This is a genomic window from Prevotella sp. P4-119 (assembly GCF_002251345.1).
GTDB lineage: Bacteria > Bacteroidota > Bacteroidia > Bacteroidales > Bacteroidaceae > Prevotella.
In genome coordinates, this window is the sequence record NZ_NPJB01000019.1 from 55641 (window position 1) to 78442 (window position 22802).

The window sequence follows — 22802 nt, forward strand, 5'->3', positions numbered from 1 at the left end:
TACCACTACTATACGCAATAAAAATATGAAAACACTTCTCGTTCTTGCCATGGCTTTTTTCGCTTTTGGCGCAGAGGCGAAAGTCGGACTGACAAAGCTTCGCGTGGAGAATATGGATCAGCCTGCTGTCATAGCAACATCGCAGCCACACTTCTCATGGCAGATAGTTTCCGATAAGAATAATGTGCGACAAACGGCCTATCAGATTGTTGTGGCAGATGCACAAGGGGAGGTTTGGAATTCTGGCAAAGTCATTTCAGACCGCCAGCTATGGGTGGAATATCAAGGAACCCCACTCTCTGGAGCTGCCGATTATACTTGGAAAGCGAAGGTATGGACTACTGCAGGCGAGAGTGCATGGACGGATGCTACTCCCTTTGCTATAGGTCTGCTTAGCGAAGCCAAATGGCGTGGTTATTGGATAGGATTGGAGCGTATGATGCCTGGAGAGCAACGCACAATCCATACACGCATGGCTGCTCGCTATCTGCGTAAGGAGTTTGAACTGAAAAACAAAACGGTGCGACGCGCTACAGCATACGTTGCCGGTATAGGTTTGCATGAGTTTTATGTGAACGGACAACGTATGGGTGATGGAGTTTTGAACCCTATCCCATCAGACTATCGTAAGACTATTTACTATAACACCTACGATGTAACGTCGCAAACTACAGCGGGCAAACGCATCTGTCTGGCTATTGTATTGGGCAACGGACGACTGTTCCCTATGCAGCAACACAAGCCGTATAAGATTCCTGTGTTCGGCTTCCCTAAGTGTCGTATCAATGTCAAGGTGGAATATACAGATGGTACCACACAACTTCTACAGACTGACGATAAGGGGTGGAAGGTAACTGCTGAAGGACCAATACGCGCTAACAATGAATATGATGGTGAGGAGTATGACGCCCGTAAGGAACTGACGGGATGGGCTTCTGTAGGTTTTGATGACTCGCAATGGATGAAAGCTGAACGGACTGATATACCCACCGGAGTGCTTCGCCCACAGGGAAAAGGCATGAAAGTCAACGGTACTGTCGATATCCGTCAACTCAACGGACGGATCGTTGATGTGGGTCAGAATATGGCTGGATGGCTGAAAGTCAGAGTACGTGGTCATCAAGGCGACACCATTCGCATCATCTATGCAGAGCGATTAAATGCCGATGGTACGCTCTATCGCGATAATTTTCGCAATGCACAATCTACAGATATCTATGTTTGTAACGGAAAGGAAGGTAAAAACGGAAGATGGTGGACACCCACATTCGTATATCATGGATTCCGTTATGTAGAGATACAAGGATTGAAAAATCTTACGCTTGCAGACTGTAAGGCAGAAACTGTAGGCGATGAGATGACGGTACTTGGACATTTCGAGTGTAGCGATACGATATTAAACAAAGTCATGCATAATGCCTTCTGGGGTATTGCCAGCAATTACAAGGGGATGCCTGTGGATTGTCCGCAACGCGACGAACGACAGCCGTGGTTGGGCGATCGCACAATGGGGTCGCTTGGTGAGAGCTTTTTGTTTGATAACGAACACCTTTATGCAAAGTGGATGCGTGACATCTGTGAGGCACAGCGATCTGATGGATGTATTCCTGATGTGGCACCTGCATTCTGGAATTACTATAGTGACAACGTGACATGGCCTGCTGCTCTTCCTTTCACTTGTGATATGTTGTGGCGACAGTTTGGTAATCGACAACCCATTGACGATTCTTATCCTACTATTCGCAAATGGGTATTGCACATGATAGAGGAATACTGCCAAAATGGTATTATCACCAAAGATAAATATGGTGACTGGTGTCCGCCACCTGAAAAACTTGACTTAATCCACGCTCAAGATCCCAATCGCATTACTGATGGAAAACTGATAGCCACGGCTTATATGATTCGTGTGCTACAGTTGTTGGAACAATGGAATTGTGAGCCAGAGCGCTGGAATCCTATCCGAAAGACAATGACAGAGGCCTTCAACCGCAATTTTCTGACGGTTCGTAAAGGTACTTCGCTACGTCCGGGACATGTGCTCTTCCCTGATTCTACCTATTATGGTAATAATACCGTGACAGCAAATATCCTGCCTTTGGCATTGGGCATAGTACCCGATAGTTGCAAGAGTGACATTGTTCGTCAGGTGGTGGAGAATATTTGTGTCAAGAACAAAGGTCATGTGTCGTGTGGTGTCATAGGCATATCATGGTTATTGCGCACACTTTCCGACAATGGATTTGCCGACGTGGCATATCTTCTCGCCACTCAGAAGAGTTATCCCTCATGGGGATATATGGCAAACAATGGGGCTACTACCATTTGGGAACTATGGAATGGTAATACTGCCAACCCCCGAATGAACTCAGGTAATCATGTGATGCTCTTGGGCGACCTATTGCCTTGGTGTTACCAGTATATTGGTGGAATCCGTACTAATGATGCTTTCCGCCATTTCACACTTCGTCCTTCATTCGATATACAGGACTGTGAATGGGCAAACGTAGATTACGAGTCGCCTTACGGTCGCATTAGCAGTCATTGGAGAAAGACCTTACAACATTTGGACTGGGAGGTGGAAGTGCCTTGTAATACTACAGCAGAGGTTTATCTGCCTGATGGTACAGTCAAAACTGTAGGTTCTGGACATTACCAGTTCCGTGTTGAGATTCCCACAGCACATGCCGCTATAATGAAAGATGAGTTCCTTTATGAACATACACTTTTCCCTGAGGCACATGCCGGAACTATTGTAGAGACCAAGAAAGGCGATCTTATCACCGCATACTTCGGTGGAACGCATGAACGCGACCCTGATGTTTGCATCTATGTCAATATCAAACGCAAGGGCGAGAACCACTGGTCAACCCCTATACTTGCTGCAGACGGTGTGTTCCAAATAGGAACTCCACAGGCAGCATTAGCAGGACTGTCGGGCATCAACGCAGAAACAACCTCTGCAGAAGCCGGTCCGGTGAAGACGCTCAGTGATCAACGTGGCGCATTGACCTATGATTATCTCACTAAAAAGACGCTTGTCAGTCTTCCGAAAGGTCTCAAACGCAAGGCATGTTGGAATCCTGTACTCTTTGAGATGCCTGATGGCGAACTTTGGCTGTTTTTCAAAATAGGATCAACGGTAGGGGATTGGACCGGATGGCTTACAAAATCGAAGGATGGCGGCCGTACTTGGAGTGACAAGGAACCGTTGCCGAAAGGTTTTCTCGGCCCTATTAAGAACAAGCCCGAACTGATTGACGGTCGTCTGATATGCGGTTCTTCTACCGAAGGAAAGGGTTGGCGCTTCCATGTGGAGATTTACGACATAGCTACCAAGACTTGGAAATACGTGGGACCGATAGAGGCTGCCAACGAACCAGCCACCATTGACCTGGCTGCAGATACTAAAGATCTTGCCCATCCCATATATCATGAAGGCAAATCGGCATTGCCCATCTATAGCATACAACCCTCCATTCTTCGTCTGTCTGATGGACGCTTGCAGGTGTTGATGCGCACGCGCAATGGTCGTCTTGCCACCTCTTTCTCCAATGATCATGGAGATTCTTGGTCGAAAGTGGTGTTGACAGACGTTCCCAACAACCAGAGTGGCACCGATGCTGTGACTCTGCGTGATGGTCGCCATGCTTTGATTTATAACGATTTTGAGACGCTGCCCGATACGAAGAAAGGTCCGCGCACACCTTTGTCGTTAGCGTTGAGCACCGATGGCTCTCATTGGCAAAAGGTGTTGACCTTAGAAGATTCGCCCATCGACCAATATTCCTATCCCGCTATTATACAGGGTAAAGATGGCACGTTGCATTGTCTCTATACCTGGCGCCGACAGCGGATGGCCTACAAACAAATCAATCTGAAGAAACTGAAACAAGACAAATGAAAAAACTACTCACTATGATTTTGCTGGCTGTCAGCATAGTATCCTATGCTCAGACATTCAGCATCACCACTCGCCGAGAGGCTTCCAACCGCGAAAAGTTTGCAGCCGAATATCTGTCGCGCAAGCTCTCTGCGTTGGGTTATTCCTTTGTCAAGGGTAAAGCAGACTATCGCATCTCTCTGATAATATCGAAAGACAGCACCGTTTTGAAGCAAGAAGGCTTTCGTCTTTCACAGCGCAAACGAACCATCACGATAGAAGGTGGCGATGCCACGGGAGTCATCTATGGATGCAACGAACTGGTGGAACAGGTGAAGAAAAACCACATGTTGATGGTTTCGCCTACCATGCAACACCCCGAAATGGTGATGCGTGGCACTTGTATCGGTCTGCAGAAAACAGTCTATCTACCGGGGCATGGAGTCTATGAGTATCCTTATACTCCCGAAAACTTCCCTTGGTTCTACGATAAAGCAGAGTGGGTGAAATATCTCGATATGATGGTTGAGAACCGTATGAACTCGCTCTATTTATGGAATGGACATCCTTTTGCCTCCTTAGTAAAACTGAAAGACTATCCCTTTGCCTTAGAGGTTGACGAGGCTACGTTCCGTAAGAATGAAGAGATATTCTCCTTTCTTACGCATGAAGCCGACCGTCGCGGCATCTTCGTTATACAGATGTTTTATAACATTATCCTCAGCAAACCCTTTGCAGACCACTATGGACTGAAGACCCAAGACCGTCATCGCCCCATCACACCACTCATAAGCGATTATACCCGTAAGTCTGTTGCGGCTTTTATCGAGAAATATCCCAACGTGGGATTGCTGGTATGTTTGGGTGAGGCCATGGCATCTATTGACGATGATGTGAAATGGATGAAGGAGACCATCATACCCGGTATCAAAGACGGACTGAAAGCATCTGGTCGTACCGACATACCTCCTGTTGTGTTGCGTTCCCACGATACCGATGGTCCATTGGTACTCCGTGAGTCATTACCACTATATCCCAACATCTATACGATGTCGAAATATACAGGTGAGTCGCTTACTACTTACGAGCCGGGTGGACCGTGGGGTGAAACCCATAGACAACTGGCTGCCGCCGCCCCTGTCCATATCGACAATGTGCATATCCTTGCCAATCTGGAACCTTGGCGATGGTCGTCACCGGCGTTTATCAGTAAGACGGTAGAGGCTATGCACCGTGTACACCATTCAAAAGGATTTCATCTCTATCCCCAAGCCAGTTATTGGGACTGGCCCTATGCAGCAGATAAATTGCCAGATGGACGTAGATTGAAACAGTTGGACCGCGATTGGATGTGGTATAAGGCATGGGGCCGTTATGCTTGGAACTTTCATCGCAACAACGATAATGACTATTGGAAGCAGGTTTTGGCAGATTATTACCAGACCGATACACTTACGGCAGGTCGCATACTCAATGCCTATGATGAGTCTGGAGAGATTGCGCCCAAGTTGTTGCGCCGTTTCGGAATTACCGAGGGCAATCGCCAAACACTCCTGTTGGGCATGAAAATGGGACAACTGGTCAATCCTTACAAATACACCATCTATCCTGGATTCTATGAAAGTTGTGGTCCCAAGGGTGAAAAACTCATAGAATACGTGGAAAAGGAATGGAACCATCAGTCGCATGAAGGCGAGTTGCCTCTTGATATCATAGACCAATGTGTGGATCATGGTGCTGCAGCTCTTGCCGCTATCACTTCCATTCAACCCGAAACGCTGGGCAACCACAAAGACGAGTTCCTTCGTTTGCAGAACGATATGCGTTGCTATTACCATTTTGCCAAGGCTTTCCGTCTGAAAGTGTTGGCTGCCCAGCAGGCTCTCAACTACAAATGGAGCAAGGATATCAGCCACCTTGATGCTGCCGTTCCGTTGTTGGAGCAGTCTATTGAGGAATGGCGCAAGCTCTGCCAACTCACCGCCGACACCTATCTCTATGCCAATTCCATGCAGACCGCACAGCGTCGCATCCCTGTAGGTGGCGACGATGGCAAGTATAAGACTTGGACAGAGATGCTGCCCATCTATGAAGAAGAGTTGGAAGCACTTCGACAGAACATCTACCGATTGCGTCATCCTGCTGATTCCACAGCCACAGCCCATATTGCGGCAGTCACTCCAGCCCCAGTGAAACTGTCCGACGGACAGCAGACTGTGACACTAACCAAGGATGCCATACTTTTCGAAGGTCGTCCCGATACTAAGGTTGATGCCGTAGCCCCCGAACTGGAAGGTCTTCAAGCCCTTGTCCTCAATCGCGATACTACTCGCATCAAGGGTACCACCATTAGTTTTTCATCGCCCAAGCCTGTTAAAGTGCTGGTTGGATTCTTTCAGGATGATGACCATAAATGGGCGAATCCTCCAAAATTGGAGATTGATGCCACGGGCAATGAATATGGTCAGGCAGAGCCCGTATTGACCAATGCCATCAGTATGCTACAAATGCCGAAGGTCAATATCCATCAGTATTGTCTTCCTGCTGGTAATCATTTGTTGCGTTTGCCAAAGGGCATCATCATGGTGGCTGGTTTTACATCCAGTGAAATTCAGCCCCGCGATGCAGGACTCAACGGTGCCGGCAACGAGGTTGATTGGCTGTTTCAGAAATAAAACGAATCAGATACGACAATGATGCATACTACTACATTTACCCACCGGATGTTTCTGTTGCTGTCAGCCTTGTTGCTGTTGAGTCAGATATCCTTTGCTGCACGCCATAAGCAAAAGGTGGCTGTCACTCGCGAGGACATGAAGCGCGTCTATGACGAAGTACGCACACCTTATAAATATGGTATGGTGGTGGCTCCCGCCGATAATGGTCATAAGATTGACTGTCCTACGGTGTTCCGCGAAGGCAATCGTTGGCTGATGACCTATGTGGTGTATAATGGTAAAGGCGGACTTGATGGACGTGGCTATGAGACATGGCTGGCATCGAGCGACGACCTCTTACACTGGCAAGTGGAAGGTCGATTGCTGAGTTATCGCGATGCCGGATGGGACATGAATCAGCGTGGTGGATTCCCTGCACTTATAGACTGGACATGGAATGGCAGTTACCGCATAAACACCTATAAGGGCCATCACTGGATGACCTATATTGGCGGTCACGGCACTGGTTATGAAGCAGTACGCGAACCTTTACATATTGGATTGGCATGGACTGCAGGCGATGTCAGCAAAGCCCACGAATGGGAGTCGCTGTCGCGCCCGGTGATGTCCATCAACGATAAGGATGCGCAATGGTGGGAGAAGTTGGTACAATATAAAAGTACGGTATATGACGACCCCAAGCGCACGCTGGGCAAGCGTTTTGTGATGTTCTACAATGCCGGCGGCATCAATCCATCCAACCAACTGAAAGCTGAGCGCATCGGTATAGCCCTTAGCAACGACATGAAACACTGGCAGCGCTACAAGGGCAATCCCGTTTATAGCCATGAAGCACCCGGCATTATCACGGGCGATGCACAGATTGTGAAGATGGGCAACCTTTTTGTCATGTTCTATTTCTCTGCTTACAATCCGTCTCGTCGCTACAGTGCCTACAATACCTTTGCCGTCAGTCGCGACCTTATCCATTGGACCGACTGGGACGGTGAAGACTTGATAATCCCCTCAAAGCCCTACGACAACCTGTTTGCGCATAAGAGTTATGTGGTGAAACATGATGGTGTAGTCTATCATTTCTACTGTGCTGTCAACAACGACCAGCAACGTGGCATTGCTGTGGCTACCAGTCGGCCGATGGGACGGTCTTCTGTCCACTTTCCAAAAGCCGAGAGGAAAGGTTGCCGCCAAGTGACCAACCTCAACGAAGGGTGGCAGGCACGCCTGTCGGGTAAGGGCAAGAAGGAGGCTATAAAAGTCAATCTGCCCCACAATTTCGATGACTATTACGGCTACCGACAGTTGCGCCATGGCAATCTGCACGGCAATGCCGACTATACCAAAACCATCGAATGTAAGAAACAAGCAGGTCGCCGCTACTTCCTTCAGTTGGAAGGCGTGGGCACCTATGCCACAGTCAGCATCAATGGTCATGCCTATCAGCGAGAACTGGTAGGCCGTACGGTCTATACGCTCGATGTGACCGATCGTTTGAAAACGGGCACCAACCAATTGTCCATCCATGTGGAGCACCCATCTATGCAGACCGAGTCACCCTGGGTGTGTGGTGGTTGCTCGTCGGAATGGGGCTTCTCTGAGGGCAGTCAACCATTGGGCATCTTCCGCCCCGTATCGCTCATTGAGACCGACGAGGTGCGTATCGAACCGTTTGGTGTACACATTTGGAACAACAATACCTGTGATTCGGTATATATCGAAACCGAGGTGAAGAACTACGGCAGTTTGCCAGCCACCTTCGAACTCGTCAATAAGTTCACGTTAGCCAGTGGCAAGCAACTTTTCCGACAGAGCGATACCTTGACTTTGCAACCCGGCGAGACCCGCATGATAGCCCGTGCTGAGGCTGTGGCAGATGCACATCGATGGAGTTTGACAGATCCATATCTCTACACCTTGGCATCTATGATCAAGCGGCAAGGCAAGACTACCGATGAGGTACGCACGCCTTTCGGCATAAGAAGCATATCTTGGCCCGTACTGCGGCATGATAACGATCCCCGATTCTATCTCAACGGTCAGCCAACCTTTATCAATGGCACCTGTGAATACGAACATCTTTTAGGTCAGAGCCATGCGTTTTCCAACGAACAGATACGTTCACGCATGAAAATGATACGCCACGCCGGATACAATGCCTTGCGCGAAGCCCATCAGCCCCATAATTTGCTTTATCAGCAACTTGCCGACGAACAGGGAATGCTCTTCTGGAGTCAGTTCTCTGCCCATATCTGGTACGACACACCGGCATTCCGACAGAACTTCAAACGCTTATTGGTTAGATGGATAAAAGAGCGTCGCAACTCGCCGAGCGTAATCCTTTGGGGACTGCAAAACGAAAGTGTGTTGCCCAAAGACTTTGCCGAAGAGTGTTCTGCCATTATCCGTTCACTCGACCCCACCTGTCATGACCAGCGTGCCATTACCACTTGCAATGGCGGTGAAGGTACCGATTGGAATGTGGTACAGAACTGGAGCGGCACCTATGGCGGTTCTGCCGACAACTATCATCAGGAGTTGTGTCGTCCCGACCAGTTGCTCAATGGTGAATACGGTGCTTGGCGCACCCTTGATCTGCATGGCGAAGCAAAATACAGTGAGGAAAAGAGCACCCAACTGCTTACTACCAAGATGCGCTTAGCCGAGCAGGTTGCCGACAGCGTCTGCGGTCATTTCCAGTGGATCTTCGTTTCTCACGACAATCCCGGACGCGTGCAACCCGATGGTGCCTACCGCCGTATCGACCGTGTGGGCCCCATCAACTACAAAGGCCTGCTCACCATCTGGGAAGAACCATCGCTCGCCTATACCACCATAGCCCAAAGAGGAAAGAACAACACCCCGTCGTTCCGACTCACAGCCGCCGACCATCAGACCGATTGCCTGCGTGCTGCCGAGGGCTACCACTATCTCTATCGCATCAACTGCGGTGGCGATTGTATGACAGATGAATATGGACAGCAGTGGCACGCCGATGATCAGCGCTACTGGCACTCGTGGGCACAGGACTTCAAGAACATCGATCCGCGTCAAGCCAGCCAACGCCACATCACTGATAGCATACGCGGAACACAGTCAGCAAGCCTCTTCCAGTATTTCCGCTTCGGTCGTCACCGTCTTTGGTACGATTTCCCTGTTGCCGATGGCGATTATCGAGTAGAGCTATACTTCGCAGAACCATGGCACGGAAAGGATGGGGGAGAACACGATGACTATGAGGGATTGCGCATCTTTGATGTAGCAGTCAACGATTCGGTTGTTATCGACGATCTCGACCTGTGGGCAGAGGCAGGCTATTGTGCCGCCACCAAACGTGTGGCGAATGTTCATGTGGAGGGCGGTCATCTGCGCATTTCGTTCCCAGAGGTTAAAGCCGGACAGGCTGTTATCAGTGGCATTGCCATCGCTTCACTGCAGCCAGTGGTTGAACCTCCCCACGATTGTCGTCCGACATGGCAAGCGCTCGATACCGACACCATAGCTCGACTGCCCCAAGACCTCTTGCCCAAAGACACAGAGACTCGTCCTGCCGTGGCTTACAAACCGTTGACAACCCCTGCCGAAGGTCAGGTTGCCGCCACGCAGTTTGTCATTCAACCGGGTCTCGGACAGGAATATGCGCTGCGTTTCCGCTATAAGAACACGACGGGCGCACCTGTTGTGGCACGCCTGACCATTGTTGATGCCAAGCAGATTACGCTGGTGGATCGCAAGATCACCTTCCCTGCCACGCCCAACAAGTTTAAGATGCTCTCCACCACCACCGGAACACAGATCAATGCCGGTACCTATACCGTCACGGTAGAGTCGGCAGACGTATCGTTTCGCGAACTTGAAATACAATAAACGATGATTCGTTTCCCATATACTATACTCATGTCAACGATGAAGAATCCTATCCTGCGCCTCGTGCAGACCGCCACGTTCTGTTGTGGCATGGCGCTGCAGACCGCCACACCGATAGTGGCACAATCCGTATCATCCTTACCCACACGTGAACACCACGATTGGGAAGACCACCATGTGTTGCAGATCAACCGCGAAGCACCTCGTGCCTATTTCATACCCTTTGCCGAAAAGCCCGGCGACAGCCGTTTGTCGCTCAACGGTGCATGGCACTTCCGATGGGCCAAGACCCCTCAGGAGCGCATAGCCGACTTCTATCGTACCGACTTCGATGCATCGTCATGGCAACGGTTGAACGTGCCTGCCAACTGGGAGGTTAATGGATACGGCACCCCCATCTATGTGTCGGCAGGTTTTCCCTTCCGTATCAATCCCCCTTACGTTACTGATGAGCCGAAAAAAGACTGGACCACTTATGAGGAACGTAACCCCACAGGCCAGTATAAGCGCACCTTCCTGTTGCCTGAAAAGTGGCAACAGGGTCAGACCTTCCTGCGCTTTGAAGGTGTGATGAGTGCGTTCTACGTATGGGTCAACGGCGAGCGCGTGGGCTATTCGCAGGGATCGATGGAACCCTCGGAGTTCAACGTGACCCCTTATCTGCATCGCGGTGAGAACCAAGTGGCAGTCGAGGTGTATAAATACAGCGACGGTTCCTATCTCGAAGATCAGGACTTCTGGCGCTTTGGCGGTATCCATCGCGACGTATTGCTCTACCACACTCCCGATGTGCGACTTCGCGATGTTGCCATTCGAACTTGTTGCAACAATCTTTCCGATGCCCAATGGACGTTGCAGATAGACCCGCAGTTCTCGGTCTATCGTGGCGAGGATGGCGAAGGCTACCGTTTGGCAGCCGTATTGACCGATGGCGGACAGACTGTAGGTAGCGATACTGCAGATGTGGCAACGGTGCTCGACCTCTCACACAAGGCAGTCCGCATGAACGAATGGTATCCACAGCGTGGGCATCGCAAGTTGGGACGCATGACGATGACGGTTTCCCGTCCACGATTGTGGAGTGCCGACTATCCCCATCTCTATGATCTTCACCTGGTATTGTTGCGCCCCGACGGAAGTGTGGCAGAGCAAGTGAAGGAGCGTGTGGGTTTCCGAAAGATAGAAATCAAGGGCTGCGAGATGTTTATCAACGGTCATGTGGTAAAACTGCGTGGTGTGAATCGCCACGAACACGACCCCCATACAGCTCGTGTGATGAGTGAAGAGCTGATGGTCAAAGACCTCTTGCTGATGAAGCAAGCCAACATCAATGCCGTGCGCCTGTCGCATTATCCCAATTGTCCGCGTTGGTATGAGTTGTGCGACTCTATCGGCATGTTTGTGATGGACGAGGCTGACTGTGAGAGTCACGGATTGCGAGGCACCCTAGCAAGTACTCCCGACTGGGCACCCGCCTTTCTCGACCGTTGCATCCGCATGGCGGAGCGCGATAAAAACCGTCCTTCGATTATCTTTTGGAGCTTGGGCAACGAGAGTGGCTATGGTCCCAACCATGCTGCCATGGCAGCTTGGCTCCATGAGTTCGACCCCACACGCCCCGTTCACTACGAAGGAGCGCAGGGCCATTACCCCGACCTTTACGACCCTAAGACCGTTGATGTCATCAGTCGCTTCTATCCACGGGTGCGCCAGGAATATCTCAATCCCGGCATACCTGAGGGCTCCGACCGCGAACGTGCTGAGAATGCACGGTGGGAGCGACTGCTCGATATTGCCGATGCAGGCGATACCCGCCCCATTTTGACCAGCGAATACGCTCATGCGATGGGCAATGCGATGGGCAATTTTCAAGACTATTGGGACGAAATCTACAGTCATCGCCAACTGTTAGGCGGTTTTATCTGGGACTGGGTAGATCAGGGAATACTCCGTGGCGATAGTGTTTGCTATGGTGGCGACTTTGGTGATAACCCCAATCTGCACGCTTTCTGCCTCAATGGTGTGGTACGCAGTCAGCGCGAACTCACTCCGAAATACTATGAAGTGAAGAAAGTTTATGCGCCAGTATGCTTCCGTCGCGAGGGTAACACCATTCGGGCTGCTGTGCGATACAGCGAGATTCCACTCTCAGAATACCGCTTTACATATACTGTGACTGACAATGGACGACTCGCTGCACAGGGCACATTCGCCGAAACGCTCTCGCTCGATGGCTTCGCCCGACTGATCAATCGCCATGCCGATCACGACATCCGACTCACTGTCGCCGCCCATCGCAACGGTATGGAAGTGACCCACGAACAGTTCCCACTTGCCGATCATCTCTTGGCAATGGCATCCTCCGCAAATAAGCGTCAGTCGCCTATCGTCTCGCTGGCAGACATACGCCTGCAAGCATTCCGTGCACCGACCGACAACGATAAGAGTTTTGGCAACTGGTTGGCAAAGGATTGGAAGCGACAGGGCCTTGATACCGCACAAGTGGTAGTGACTGACGGAGGCAGACGACAGGAGATACGACTGCCCGAAGGCACCATCACGATGACAGCCGAACAGCAAGACGATGAATACGAACTGACCTTCACCTGTCAGGGAACGCTGCCCGAACTGCCCCGACTGGGCATTGTCATGGCTCTGCCCGATGATTACAACCGAGTGGAATGGTACGGACTCGGACCATGGGACAACTATCCCGACCGACAGGCTGCCTGCACCATAGGCAAGTGGACTTCCACCGTGGCAGAACAATACACCCCTTATGCGCGTCCGCAGGATTCTGGTAGTCACGGATCATGTGCCTATGTGGTGTTGCGCAACGGTGCTGGCAAGACAATACGCGTTGAAGCCATAGGCGAACCCTTTGCGTTTAGTGCCTTACCCTATTCCGCGCGCGAGTTGGCCACAAAAAACCACCACTACGAACTGCGTCCCGACGGTCATACCTACCTGTCTATTGATTGTGCCGTGTTAGGACTTGGCAATAGTTCGTGTGGTCCCGGTGTGCTGAAACGCTACGCCATCGACAAATCGACAACCCACCGTTTGCGCTTCCGCATACGGTAACCATAAGACAACATTTCCCTTTATCAAACAGTCAAAGACGTCAGTTGCAGTCTGAAACAATATCGCTTCCACCTTGCAACTGACGTTTTCTCGTTGTGTCCGTGACGTTCCCTCTATGTGCATGTGATGTTCATAGCAAAGCAAATTCAATGAATTTCCTCAGCAAACTCAATGAATTTGCTCAGCAATTTCAATGAATTTGCTGACCAATTTCAATGAATTTGCTGAGAAAAGTGGCTTCTGCGATGCCGCAAAGTATTGTTTACCAGTAAATTATGTAAGTTTGAAAAGATTGCTGAAAACGATGCTTTTAGCCTATAGAGCATCAATATAATAATAATAATGAACGTGCGTGCGCGTGCGTAGCATGTTGCATTTCACTTCTTCTATGATACCCAACAAAATACGTGGACGGTTGTCTTCATTCTTGAGTGAACAGTGTCTGAATCATGTAATCCACTTTTTTTTTGAAAAAAGATAGTAGAATGTTTGGTTATATGCATGGAATTGTATAATTTTGCACCACATTCGTATAAATATACTTAGCACTATGAAAGTCAAAAACGACCGTTTAGAGGCCCTCCGCATGATAATTTCCAGTCAGGAACTCGGTAGTCAGGAAGAATTGCTGACCGCCTTAAAGCAAGAAGGCTTCACGCTGACACAGGCAACTCTGAGTAGAGACTTGAAACAACTGAAGGTGGCAAAAGCCGCTTCCATGCGCGGCAACTATGTCTATGTGTTGCCCAACGACACCATGTACAAGCGCGTCAGCACTCCGCACAGCGTGCGCGAGATGTTGCAGGTGCCTGGTTTTTTGAGCATCAACTTCTCAGGTAACATTGGTGTGATCAAGACCCGTCCGGGCTACGCCAGCAGTATAGCCTATAATATCGATAACAGCAATATTGACGACATCCTCGGAACGATAGCCGGCGACGATACCATTCTGATTGTTATCAAGCAGGGCGTGCATACACAGCAGGTGATTGACGCGCTGAGCGAAGTAGTGCCTAACATGAAATGACGAAAGATTAATACAGACCGAAATAGTCAGTTGAACGAAATAAATGGAACAGACAGACAATAAGGAAATAGAAGTGATTGTGGCAGGTCCGGAGCATGAGGTATATGTAGATACCATCCTGCAGACCATCGCCGATGCTGCAAAGGTGCGCGGCACCGGTATTGCAAAGCGTACACACGAATATCTTGCCACGAAGATGAAAGAGGCAAAGGCTGTAATAGCCTTGTCAAACGGACGTTTTGCAGGATTCAGCTACATTGAGACATGGGGAAACAAAACTTATGTGACAACCTCAGGACTCATCGTACACCCCGATTTCAGAGGCCTCGGAGTGGCAAAACGCATCAAAGACCTCACCTTCTCGCTCGCAAGAGTGCGCTGGCCACATGCTAAGATATTCTCGCTCACCAGCGGAGCTGCCGTTATGGCGATGAACACACACTTGGGCTACCAGCCCGTGACCTTTGCCGACCTCACCGACGATGAATCGTTTTGGCGCGGTTGCGAGGGTTGTGTCAATGTAGATGTGCTTCACCGCACCGGACGAAAATACTGCATCTGCACCGCCATGCTATACGATCCCGAAGAACACCTGCCCGTGAAAATCCCTGAGGCAGTGCTCGAACGTATTAAAGCAATGGACGGAGTAAAATAGGAAACAACGTCCTCAGCCCTTCCTACCGACAATGCCAAGCGCCACAAACCCTAAGGAAAGGACCGAGGAGAAACATGGAAAAAAACAAAAAAACGAAGAAAGATATGGCAAACAAGAAAGTAGTAGTAGCTTTTTCAGGAGGTCTTGATACCTCTTACACCGTGATGAAACTGGCACAAGACGGTTGGGACGTCTATGCCGCATGCGCCAATACTGGCGGTTTCAGCCCAGAACAGTTGAAAACCAACGAAGAAAACGCCTTCAAACTGGGTGCTAAAGCCTACGCAACACTCGATGTGACACATGAATACTATGAGAAATCGCTCAAGTATATGATATTCGGAAACGTGCTCCGCAACAACTGCTACCCCATTTCGGTTAGTTCTGAGCGCATCTTCCAAGCCATTGCCATTGCACGCTATGCCAAGGAGATAGGTGCTGACGCCATTGCCCACGGTTCTACAGGTGCTGGAAACGACCAGATCAGATTTGACATGACTTTTCTCGTGATGGCTCCCGGAGTGGAAATCATCACCCTGACACGCGATAAGAAACTGACCCGTAAGGAGGAAGTTGACTTCCTCAACGAACATGGATTCTTTGCAGACTTCACCAAACTGAAGTACTCTTATAACGTAGGAATATGGGGCACCAGTATTTGCGGTGGCGAACTCCTCGATCCAACACAGGGATTGCCCGAAGAAGCATATCTCAAACACGTCACAGCAAAGGATGCTGAGGCTACGCTGAAAATCACTTTCGACAAGGGTGAAATCGTTGCTGTCAACGACGAGAAGTTTGACGACAAAGTGAAAGCCATTCAGAAAATTGAAGAAATAGGTGCAAGCTACGCCATCGGACGCGACGCCAACGTGGGAGACACCATCATCGGTATCAAGGGAAGAGTAGGTTTTGAGGCTGCTGCACCTAAACTCATCATCGAAGCACACAGACTGCTGGAGAAATCAACACTCTCTAAATGGCAGCAATACTGGAAAGACCAAGTTGCCAACTGGTATGGCATGTTCCTCCACGAGAGTCAGTATCTCGAACCCGTCATGCCTGATATGGAAGCCATGCTTACTTCAAGTCAGCGCAATGTGACCGGAACAGCTATTCTGAAACTGCGTCCTTACGGTTTTGAGACTATCGGCGTAGATTCTGACAACGACCTCACCAAGTCGAAACTCGGCGAATATGGAGAGACACAAAACGGATGGACTGCCGACGAAGCCAAGGGCTTTATCAAGGTGCTCTCTACACCACTTCGCGTCTATTACGGTACTCATCCCGATGAGCGCAAATAATCACAGCATAACAATACAATAGATTCTAACAGCAAGGATATGGAACGAAAACTCACTTTGTCGCCCGACAAAAAGATTGCGGGCGTATGTGCAGGAATTGCCGAATACTTCGATTTCGACCCAACACTCGTAAGATTGGCATGGCTGGCGGCTACTGTCTTCACTTGTTTTAGTGGGGTGATATTCTATATCATCTGCTGGATCGTTATACCAGACAGACAATTATGATTAAGATAGGAATACTTGGCGCAGCAGGTTACACGGGTGGAGAACTCATCCGTGTGCTGCTCAATCACCCTGAGGCAAACATCGTGTTCGCCAATTCAGAAAGCAATGCAGGCAACCTTGTAAGTGATGTTCATGAAGGACTCATAGGCGATACCGAACTGAAGTTTACCGACCAGATGCCGTTCGACGAGGTTGACGTGGTGTTCTTCTGCTTCGGTCACGGAAAGAGCGAGGCGTTCCTCAAGGAACATACCATACCCGCCAACGTGAAAATCATCGACCTGGCACAGGATTTCCGCATCAAAGGCAGCCACGACTACGTATATGGATTGCCCGAAATCAACCACGACGAGATTGCCACCGCACAACATTTGGCTAATCCGGGATGCTTTGCCACAGCTATTCAACTGGCACTTCTGCCTGCTGCCTATCTCAATCTGCTGAAAGAAGATGTGAGCGTCAATGCCATCACGGGCAGTACTGGAGCCGGACAGAAACCCGGAGCCACCACCCATTTCTCATGGCGTGCCGACAACCTCAGCATCTACAAACCTTTCCAACATCAGCATATTGCCGAAATCAGACAGTCGCTGAAACAGGTGCAGGGCTATCTTGATGCCGATATAGACTTTATCCCCTACCGCGGAAACTTTGCCAGAGGCATCTTCTGCACCGCTGTGGTGCGTACACCAGCTCCGCTGGAGGATGTGAAAGAAGCGTATAAAGACTTCTACCGCCATGCGGCTTTCACGCATGTCAGCGACAATCCCATCGACCTCAAACAGGTGGTCAATACCAACAAGGCACTGGTTCATGTGGAGAAATATGGCAACAAACTCCTCATCACCTCTGCCATCGACAATCTTCTGAAGGGTGCTGTGGGACAAGCGGTGCAGAATATGAACATCATGTTTGGTATCGATGAACACGCAGGCTTGAGACTTAAACCCTCTGCCTTCTAACAATAAAATAAATAAAACATATATGAAGCTCTTTGATGTCTATCCATTGTTCGATGTAAATATCGTCAAAGGTAAAGGATGCCACGTTTGGGACGATAAAGGACAAGAGTATCTTGACCTCTACGGAGGCCATGCGGTCATCTCTATCGGCCATTCACATCCACACTATATCAATAAGGTAAACGAACAACTGAACAAACTGGGATTCTATTCCAATTCGGTAATCAATAAACTGCAAGTGGAATTGGCAGAAAGACTCGGTCGCATTTCGGGCTACGACGACTATCAGTTGTTCCTGATCAATTCGGGTGCTGAGGCTAACGAAAATGCCTTGAAACTCGCATCATTCACCAATGGACGCACAAGAGTGCTTTCGGCTGAGAAAGCATTCCATGGACGTACATCGCTCGCAGTAGAGGTTACCAACAATCCGAAGATTATTGCGCCCATTAACAATAACGGTCACGTGACCTATCTGCCACTCAACGACCTTGCAGCATGGGAACACGAACTCGCTAAGGGAGATGTCTGCGCTGTCATTCTTGAGTGCATACAAGGTGTGGGAGGCATCAAACTCGCCACTGCCGAATTTGCGCAAGGACTGCAGAAACTCTGTAAAGCGCACGGCACCATACTCATCTGCGATGAAATACAATGTGGATACGGAAGAAGCGGTAAGTTCTTTGCACACCAGTGGTTGGGCATCAGACCCGACATCATCACCGTGGCAAAGGGCATTGCCAACGGATTCCCGATGGGTGGCGTACTGATTTCGCCAGAGTTTAAACCCGTATATGGACAACTCGGAACGACTTTCGGAGGTAACCACCTGGCTTGCGCAGCAGCACTCGCCGTACTCGATGTGTTTGAAGAGGAACATCTCGTCGAGAATGCCAACGAGGTGGGAGAGTATCTCATCGGTCGTCTTCGAGCAATCAACAACCCACATATCCTCGATGTGCGCGGTAGAGGAATGATGATTGGCGTAGATCTCGATGTGCCACATAAGGATGTCAGACAACCGCTCATCTATCAAGAACACTGCTTCACAGGTTGTGCAGGAACCAACGTACTGCGTCTCTTGCCACCACTCTGCCTCACCAAAGCAGAAGCAGACCTGTTTATCGATAAACTCAATAAAGTTTTCGCAGCATTATGAAAATTACCATGATAGGAGCTGGAGCCATGGGGGGCGCCACCGTAGAAGGATTGCTTAAGGCTAAATCCTTCAAGCAGGAAGAGATTACAGTGGCCGACCCAACGGCTGAAGTATTGGAGAAATTCAAGGCAATGGGAGTCAATACCACGACAAACAATGCTGACGCAGCCAAAACGGCTGACATCGTTTGCGTGTGTGTGAAACCTTGGCTCGTTGATACTGTATTGGCTGGTATCAGAGCAAGCATACGTCCAAAAGACCAACTCCTGGTGGTTATTGCAGCAGGAGTAACACCGGAACGGGTGCGTGAGGCACTGCCCGAAACACCGCCATTCTTCCTCGTAATCCCCAATATCGCCATTGCCCAATTGGCATCAATGACCTTCATGGTGCCCGTAGGGGCTGACGATGCACAGACCGCAACCGTCAAAGGAATATTCGATGAGATGGGTAGTACACTCATCACTGACTTTCAACATCTGGCAGCTGGAACTACGCTTGCCTCTTGCGGCATTGCTTATGCCATGCGTTACATCCGCGCTGCTTCTGAAGGCGGCGTGGAACTTGGTTTTAAAGCGGATGTTGCTAAAGACATCGTGATGCAGACTGTTTTGGGTGCTGTCAAACTGCTGCAAGCAAGCGGAATGCATCCCGAACAGGCCATCGACTTGGTGACTACACCGGGTGGAGTGACCATCAAGGGACTCAACGAGATGGAACATGCTGGCTTTACCTCTGCTGTCATCCGCGGACTGAAAGCCGGACTGAAATAGTGAAACCGTCTGACAAGATTGTAATACGCTAAAAGTAAATAATAACACGATTATACACAAAAACAATGGACGAACAATTAAAACAAATCGGTGAACGACTCAGAGGATTGCGCGACGTGCTCGATCTTACGGCTGAGGAAGTGGCTGAAACCTGCGGCATCGATGTGGATGTATATGAAAAGATAGAACGCGGTGAGGTGGATATTACCATCTCTAAACTCATGAAGATTGCACGAAAATATGGTGTGTCGGCGGAAGAACTGATGTTTGCTGAGGCACCACGCATGAAATCATATTTCGTAGTGAGAAAAGGACAGGGCATGAGCGTGGAGCGCACAAAGGCCTATAAATACCAAAGTCTGGTCAGTGGATTTGTTAACCACGATGCGGAGGTGTTTATCGTGACCGTAGAACCCAAGCCTGAAGCACACAAAATCTATAAGAATACTCACCTCGGACAGGAGTTTAACCTCGTACTCGAAGGGTCAATGGATCTCTTCATCGGCGATAAAACCATACGCCTGGAAGAGGGAGACAGCATTTATTTCGATTCAGGAAAACCTCACGGCATGCTCGCTGTAGGCAACAAAGCAGTAAAATTCCTCGCCTTCGTGGTTGAGAAATAAGGAGGCTACAAACAACACACTGGGGACTTACAACACACGAAGTGCTTGGAGTTTCCCTTTACGCAGTAAAAACACAACAAACATGATTGAAAGATTTTTAAAGCAGACACACTTCGAGTCTGTGGAAGACTATAACAAACATCTGGAATTTATCATTCCCGAAAACTTCAACTTCGCCTACGATGTGATGGATGTGTGGGCGGAAGAGGCTCCTGAAAAACTCGCCATCCTCTGGACTAACGACCAAGGAGACGAGATTCGCACAACATACGGAGAACTCAAAGAGCAGACTGACCAGGCGGCTTCATACCTATTGACATTGGGCATCGGGAAGAATGATCCTGTCATGCTGATACTGAAGAGACGCTATGAATGGTGGGTCATCATGCTTGCTTTGCATAAGATTGGAGCCATCGTTATTCCGGCTACTCACATGCTGACCAAGCACGATATCGTTTATCGCAATACGCGTGCAAGTGTCAAGGCGATTATCTGTGTGGATGATGCCTATGTGACCGAACAGATTAAATTGGCAATGCCGGAGAGTCCTACCGTTAAGCTACTCATCACAGTTACTGACCATGGTAAACCTATTCCTGAAGGTTTCCGCGACTGGCAGTCGGAATGGAAAAAGGCACCACACTTCGTGCGTCCTGCTTTCGTCAATACCAACGAGGACACGATGCTGATGTATTTCACCAGTGGTACAAGTGGTGAACCGAAGATGGTGGCACACGACTATCTCTATGCAATGGGACATCTTACAACGGGTGTGTTCTGGCATAATCTGCACGAAAACTCACTCCATCTGACTGTTGCTGATACGGGATGGGGTAAGGCGGTATGGGGTAAATTCTACGGACAGTGGTTTGCCGGAGCTACCGTGTTTGTGTTCGATCATGAGAAATTCAATGCTGATACGCTGCTCAGACAAATAGAGAAATACCACGTCACTTCGTTCTGTGCGCCTCCTACCATCTATCGCTTCATGATTCGTGAAGACCTCTCTAAATACGATCTCTCATCGCTGGAGTACTGCACCACGGCTGGTGAAGCGCTTAATCCGGCAGTATTCGATAAGTTTAAAGAAAAAACTGGTATTCAGATGATGGAGGGATTCGGACAGACTGAAACGACTATGACACTGGGAACCATGCCTTGGATGACTCCGAAACCGGGTTCTATGGGAATGCCTAACGCACAGTATGACATCGACCTGATTAAACCTGACGGTACGCCGTGTGAGGATGGTGAGAAGGGAGAGATTGTCGTACGTGTGGGAGACCGCAAACCTATCGGTCTTTTCAAAGAATACTACCGCGACCCAGAACTGACTCGTGAAGCATGGCACGATGGTGTTTATCACACGGGCGACATGGCGTGGCGCGATGAAGATGGCTACTATTGGTTTGAAGGACGTATTGACGACGTGATCAAGTCGAGTGGTTACCGCATCGGTCCGTTTGAGGTGGAGTCGGCACTGATGACTCACCCTGCTGTTGTGGAATGTGCCATTACGGGTGTTCCTGACGATATCCGTGGTATGGTGGTTAAGGCTACAGTCGTATTAGGAAAGGAATGGAAGGATAAAGCGGGCGATGAGCTCGTCAAAGAACTGCAACAGCATGTGAAGAAGGAAACTGCTCCGTATAAGTATCCGCGTATCGTTGAGTTCGTTGATGAGTTGCCTAAGACCATCAGCGGAAAGATTCGCCGCGTGGAAATACGTAAGAAAGACTCGGAACAAAAGGGATAAATCCGTTGAACACCTTATAGAAATGAAAAGAATTGTAGTGAAGGTGGGTAGCAACGTGCTGACCCGTAAGGATGGTAAACTCGATGTCACGCGTATGTCGGCATTAGTCGATCAGATTGCATGGCTACGACAACACGACCATGAGGTTATTCTCGTGTCGTCGGGTGCTATGGCGAGTGGACGCGGAGAAATCAAGGTGGATCATCTGCTCGACTCTGTAGAACAGCGACAACTGTTTTCTGCTGTGGGACAGGTCAAACTCGTCGGACTCTATTACGACCTCTTTCGGGAATTTGATATCCATATCGGACAGGTGCTGACCATGAAGGAAAACTTTGAACCGGGAGAGCAATACCAAAACCAGCAGGCGTGTATGAAGGTGATGCTCGAAAACGATGTGTTGCCTATCGTCAATGAGAACGACACGGTGAGCGTCACCGAACTGATGTTTACCGATAACGATGAACTGTCGGGACTCATCGCGCAGATGATGAATGCGGAGACGCTGATCCTGCTCTCTAATATCGATGGTATCTTCACTACTCATCCCGACGACCCTGCCGCCCAACTCATACGTGAAGTGGCGCCGGGACGGGACCTCTCTGAATATATTCAACCTGAAAAGAGTGCATTCGGTCGTGGAGGAATGCACTCGAAATACACCACAGCAACGAAAGTGTCGCAAGCGGGTATCAGGGTGATTATTGCCAATGGTGAGCGCGATAATATCCTCGTTGACTTGGTCAACAACAAGGAGGAAGTGCCACACACGGAGTTCGTACCACTGGTGAAAGCATAACAAT

Annotated in this window: 14 protein-coding genes; all 14 read left to right on the forward strand. The window is 49.4% G+C overall.

Features of this window, described 5'->3' with window-relative positions:
- Window positions 1-25: 25 nt before the first annotated feature.
- Window positions 26-3904 (forward strand): family 78 glycoside hydrolase catalytic domain, encoded by a 3879-nt coding sequence (locus tag CIK89_RS01790; RefSeq protein ID WP_254046590.1) that lies wholly within the window; start codon window positions 26-28, stop codon window positions 3902-3904.
- Window positions 3901-6558, forward strand: coding sequence for a glycoside hydrolase family 20 zincin-like fold domain-containing protein (locus CIK89_RS01795; protein WP_094389719.1), 2658 nt, complete (start codon window positions 3901-3903; stop codon window positions 6556-6558). Before CIK89_RS01790 ends, CIK89_RS01795 begins: the two co-directional genes overlap by 4 nt.
- 21 nt (window positions 6559-6579) lie before the next feature.
- Window positions 6580-10422: a malectin domain-containing carbohydrate-binding protein gene (locus CIK89_RS01800; protein ID WP_371593157.1), complete on the forward strand. Its 3843-nt coding sequence runs from the start codon at window positions 6580-6582 to the stop codon at window positions 10420-10422.
- A 90-nt stretch (window positions 10423-10512) separates the two neighbouring features.
- The gene (locus tag CIK89_RS01805; RefSeq protein ID WP_094389741.1) at window positions 10513-13506 is read left to right on the forward strand and encodes a glycoside hydrolase family 2 TIM barrel-domain containing protein; all 2994 of its coding nucleotides are present in this window, start codon (window positions 10513-10515) and stop codon (window positions 13504-13506) included.
- 550 nt (window positions 13507-14056) lie between these two features.
- Window positions 14057-14533: an arginine repressor gene (gene argR, locus CIK89_RS01810; RefSeq protein ID WP_094389721.1), complete on the forward strand. Its 477-nt coding sequence runs from the start codon at window positions 14057-14059 to the stop codon at window positions 14531-14533.
- A gap of 43 nt (window positions 14534-14576) precedes the next feature.
- Window positions 14577-15188, forward strand: a complete 612-nt coding sequence (locus CIK89_RS01815) for a GNAT family N-acetyltransferase (RefSeq protein WP_094389722.1) — start codon at window positions 14577-14579, stop codon at window positions 15186-15188.
- A gap of 104 nt (window positions 15189-15292) precedes the next feature.
- Window positions 15293-16495, forward strand: a complete 1203-nt coding sequence (locus tag CIK89_RS01820) for an argininosuccinate synthase (protein ID WP_094389742.1) — start codon at window positions 15293-15295, stop codon at window positions 16493-16495.
- A 39-nt stretch (window positions 16496-16534) separates the two neighbouring features.
- On the forward strand, window positions 16535-16723 hold the full coding sequence (locus CIK89_RS01825) for a PspC domain-containing protein (protein ID WP_094389723.1): 189 nt from the start codon (window positions 16535-16537) through the stop codon (window positions 16721-16723).
- Window positions 16720-17685 (forward strand): N-acetyl-gamma-glutamyl-phosphate reductase, encoded by a 966-nt coding sequence (gene argC / locus CIK89_RS01830; RefSeq protein ID WP_094389724.1) that lies wholly within the window; start codon window positions 16720-16722, stop codon window positions 17683-17685. The genes CIK89_RS01825 and argC overlap by 4 nt, the downstream gene beginning before the upstream one ends.
- A 22-nt stretch (window positions 17686-17707) precedes the next feature.
- Window positions 17708-18844 (forward strand): aspartate aminotransferase family protein, encoded by a 1137-nt coding sequence (locus CIK89_RS01835; RefSeq protein ID WP_094389725.1) that lies wholly within the window; start codon window positions 17708-17710, stop codon window positions 18842-18844.
- Complete coding sequence (locus tag CIK89_RS01840; protein WP_094389726.1) at window positions 18841-19617, forward strand: pyrroline-5-carboxylate reductase; 777 nt, start codon at window positions 18841-18843, stop codon at window positions 19615-19617. Before CIK89_RS01835 ends, CIK89_RS01840 begins: the two co-directional genes overlap by 4 nt.
- A 65-nt stretch (window positions 19618-19682) precedes the next feature.
- On the forward strand, window positions 19683-20243 hold the full coding sequence (locus CIK89_RS01845) for a helix-turn-helix domain-containing protein (RefSeq protein WP_094389727.1): 561 nt from the start codon (window positions 19683-19685) through the stop codon (window positions 20241-20243).
- An 82-nt stretch (window positions 20244-20325) separates the two neighbouring features.
- On the forward strand, window positions 20326-21999 hold the full coding sequence (locus CIK89_RS01850; RefSeq protein WP_094389728.1) for an AMP-binding protein: 1674 nt from the start codon (window positions 20326-20328) through the stop codon (window positions 21997-21999).
- Between the two features lie 22 nt (window positions 22000-22021).
- On the forward strand, window positions 22022-22798 hold the full coding sequence (proB, locus tag CIK89_RS01855) for a glutamate 5-kinase (RefSeq protein WP_094389729.1): 777 nt from the start codon (window positions 22022-22024) through the stop codon (window positions 22796-22798).
- The last annotated feature ends 4 nt before the right edge of the window (window positions 22799-22802 follow it).

Bases quoted from the DNA above. Each gene is read 5' to 3' on its own strand.
- CIK89_RS01840 (WP_094389726.1), top strand. From the start codon at position 18,841: ATGAAAATTACCATGATAGGAGCTGGAGCCATGGGGGGCGCCACCGTA.
- CIK89_RS01820 (WP_094389742.1), top strand. From the start codon at position 15,293: ATGGCAAACAAGAAAGTAGTAGTAGCTTTTTCAGGAGGTCTTGATACC.
- argR (WP_094389721.1), top strand. From the start codon at position 14,057: ATGAAAGTCAAAAACGACCGTTTAGAGGCCCTCCGCATGATAATTTCC.
- CIK89_RS01845 (WP_094389727.1), top strand. From the start codon at position 19,683: ATGGACGAACAATTAAAACAAATCGGTGAACGACTCAGAGGATTGCGC.
- CIK89_RS01790 (WP_254046590.1), top strand. From the start codon at position 26: ATGAAAACACTTCTCGTTCTTGCCATGGCTTTTTTCGCTTTTGGCGCA.
- argC (WP_094389724.1), top strand. From the start codon at position 16,720: ATGATTAAGATAGGAATACTTGGCGCAGCAGGTTACACGGGTGGAGAA.
- CIK89_RS01850 (WP_094389728.1), top strand. From the start codon at position 20,326: ATGATTGAAAGATTTTTAAAGCAGACACACTTCGAGTCTGTGGAAGAC.
- CIK89_RS01805 (WP_094389741.1), top strand. From the start codon at position 10,513: ATGGCGCTGCAGACCGCCACACCGATAGTGGCACAATCCGTATCATCC.
- CIK89_RS01835 (WP_094389725.1), top strand. From the start codon at position 17,708: ATGAAGCTCTTTGATGTCTATCCATTGTTCGATGTAAATATCGTCAAA.
- CIK89_RS01795 (WP_094389719.1), top strand. From the start codon at position 3,901: ATGAAAAAACTACTCACTATGATTTTGCTGGCTGTCAGCATAGTATCC.
- CIK89_RS01815 (WP_094389722.1), top strand. From the start codon at position 14,577: ATGGAACAGACAGACAATAAGGAAATAGAAGTGATTGTGGCAGGTCCG.
- CIK89_RS01825 (WP_094389723.1), top strand. From the start codon at position 16,535: ATGGAACGAAAACTCACTTTGTCGCCCGACAAAAAGATTGCGGGCGTA.
- proB (WP_094389729.1), top strand. From the start codon at position 22,022: ATGAAAAGAATTGTAGTGAAGGTGGGTAGCAACGTGCTGACCCGTAAG.
- CIK89_RS01800 (WP_371593157.1), top strand. From the start codon at position 6,580: ATGCATACTACTACATTTACCCACCGGATGTTTCTGTTGCTGTCAGCC.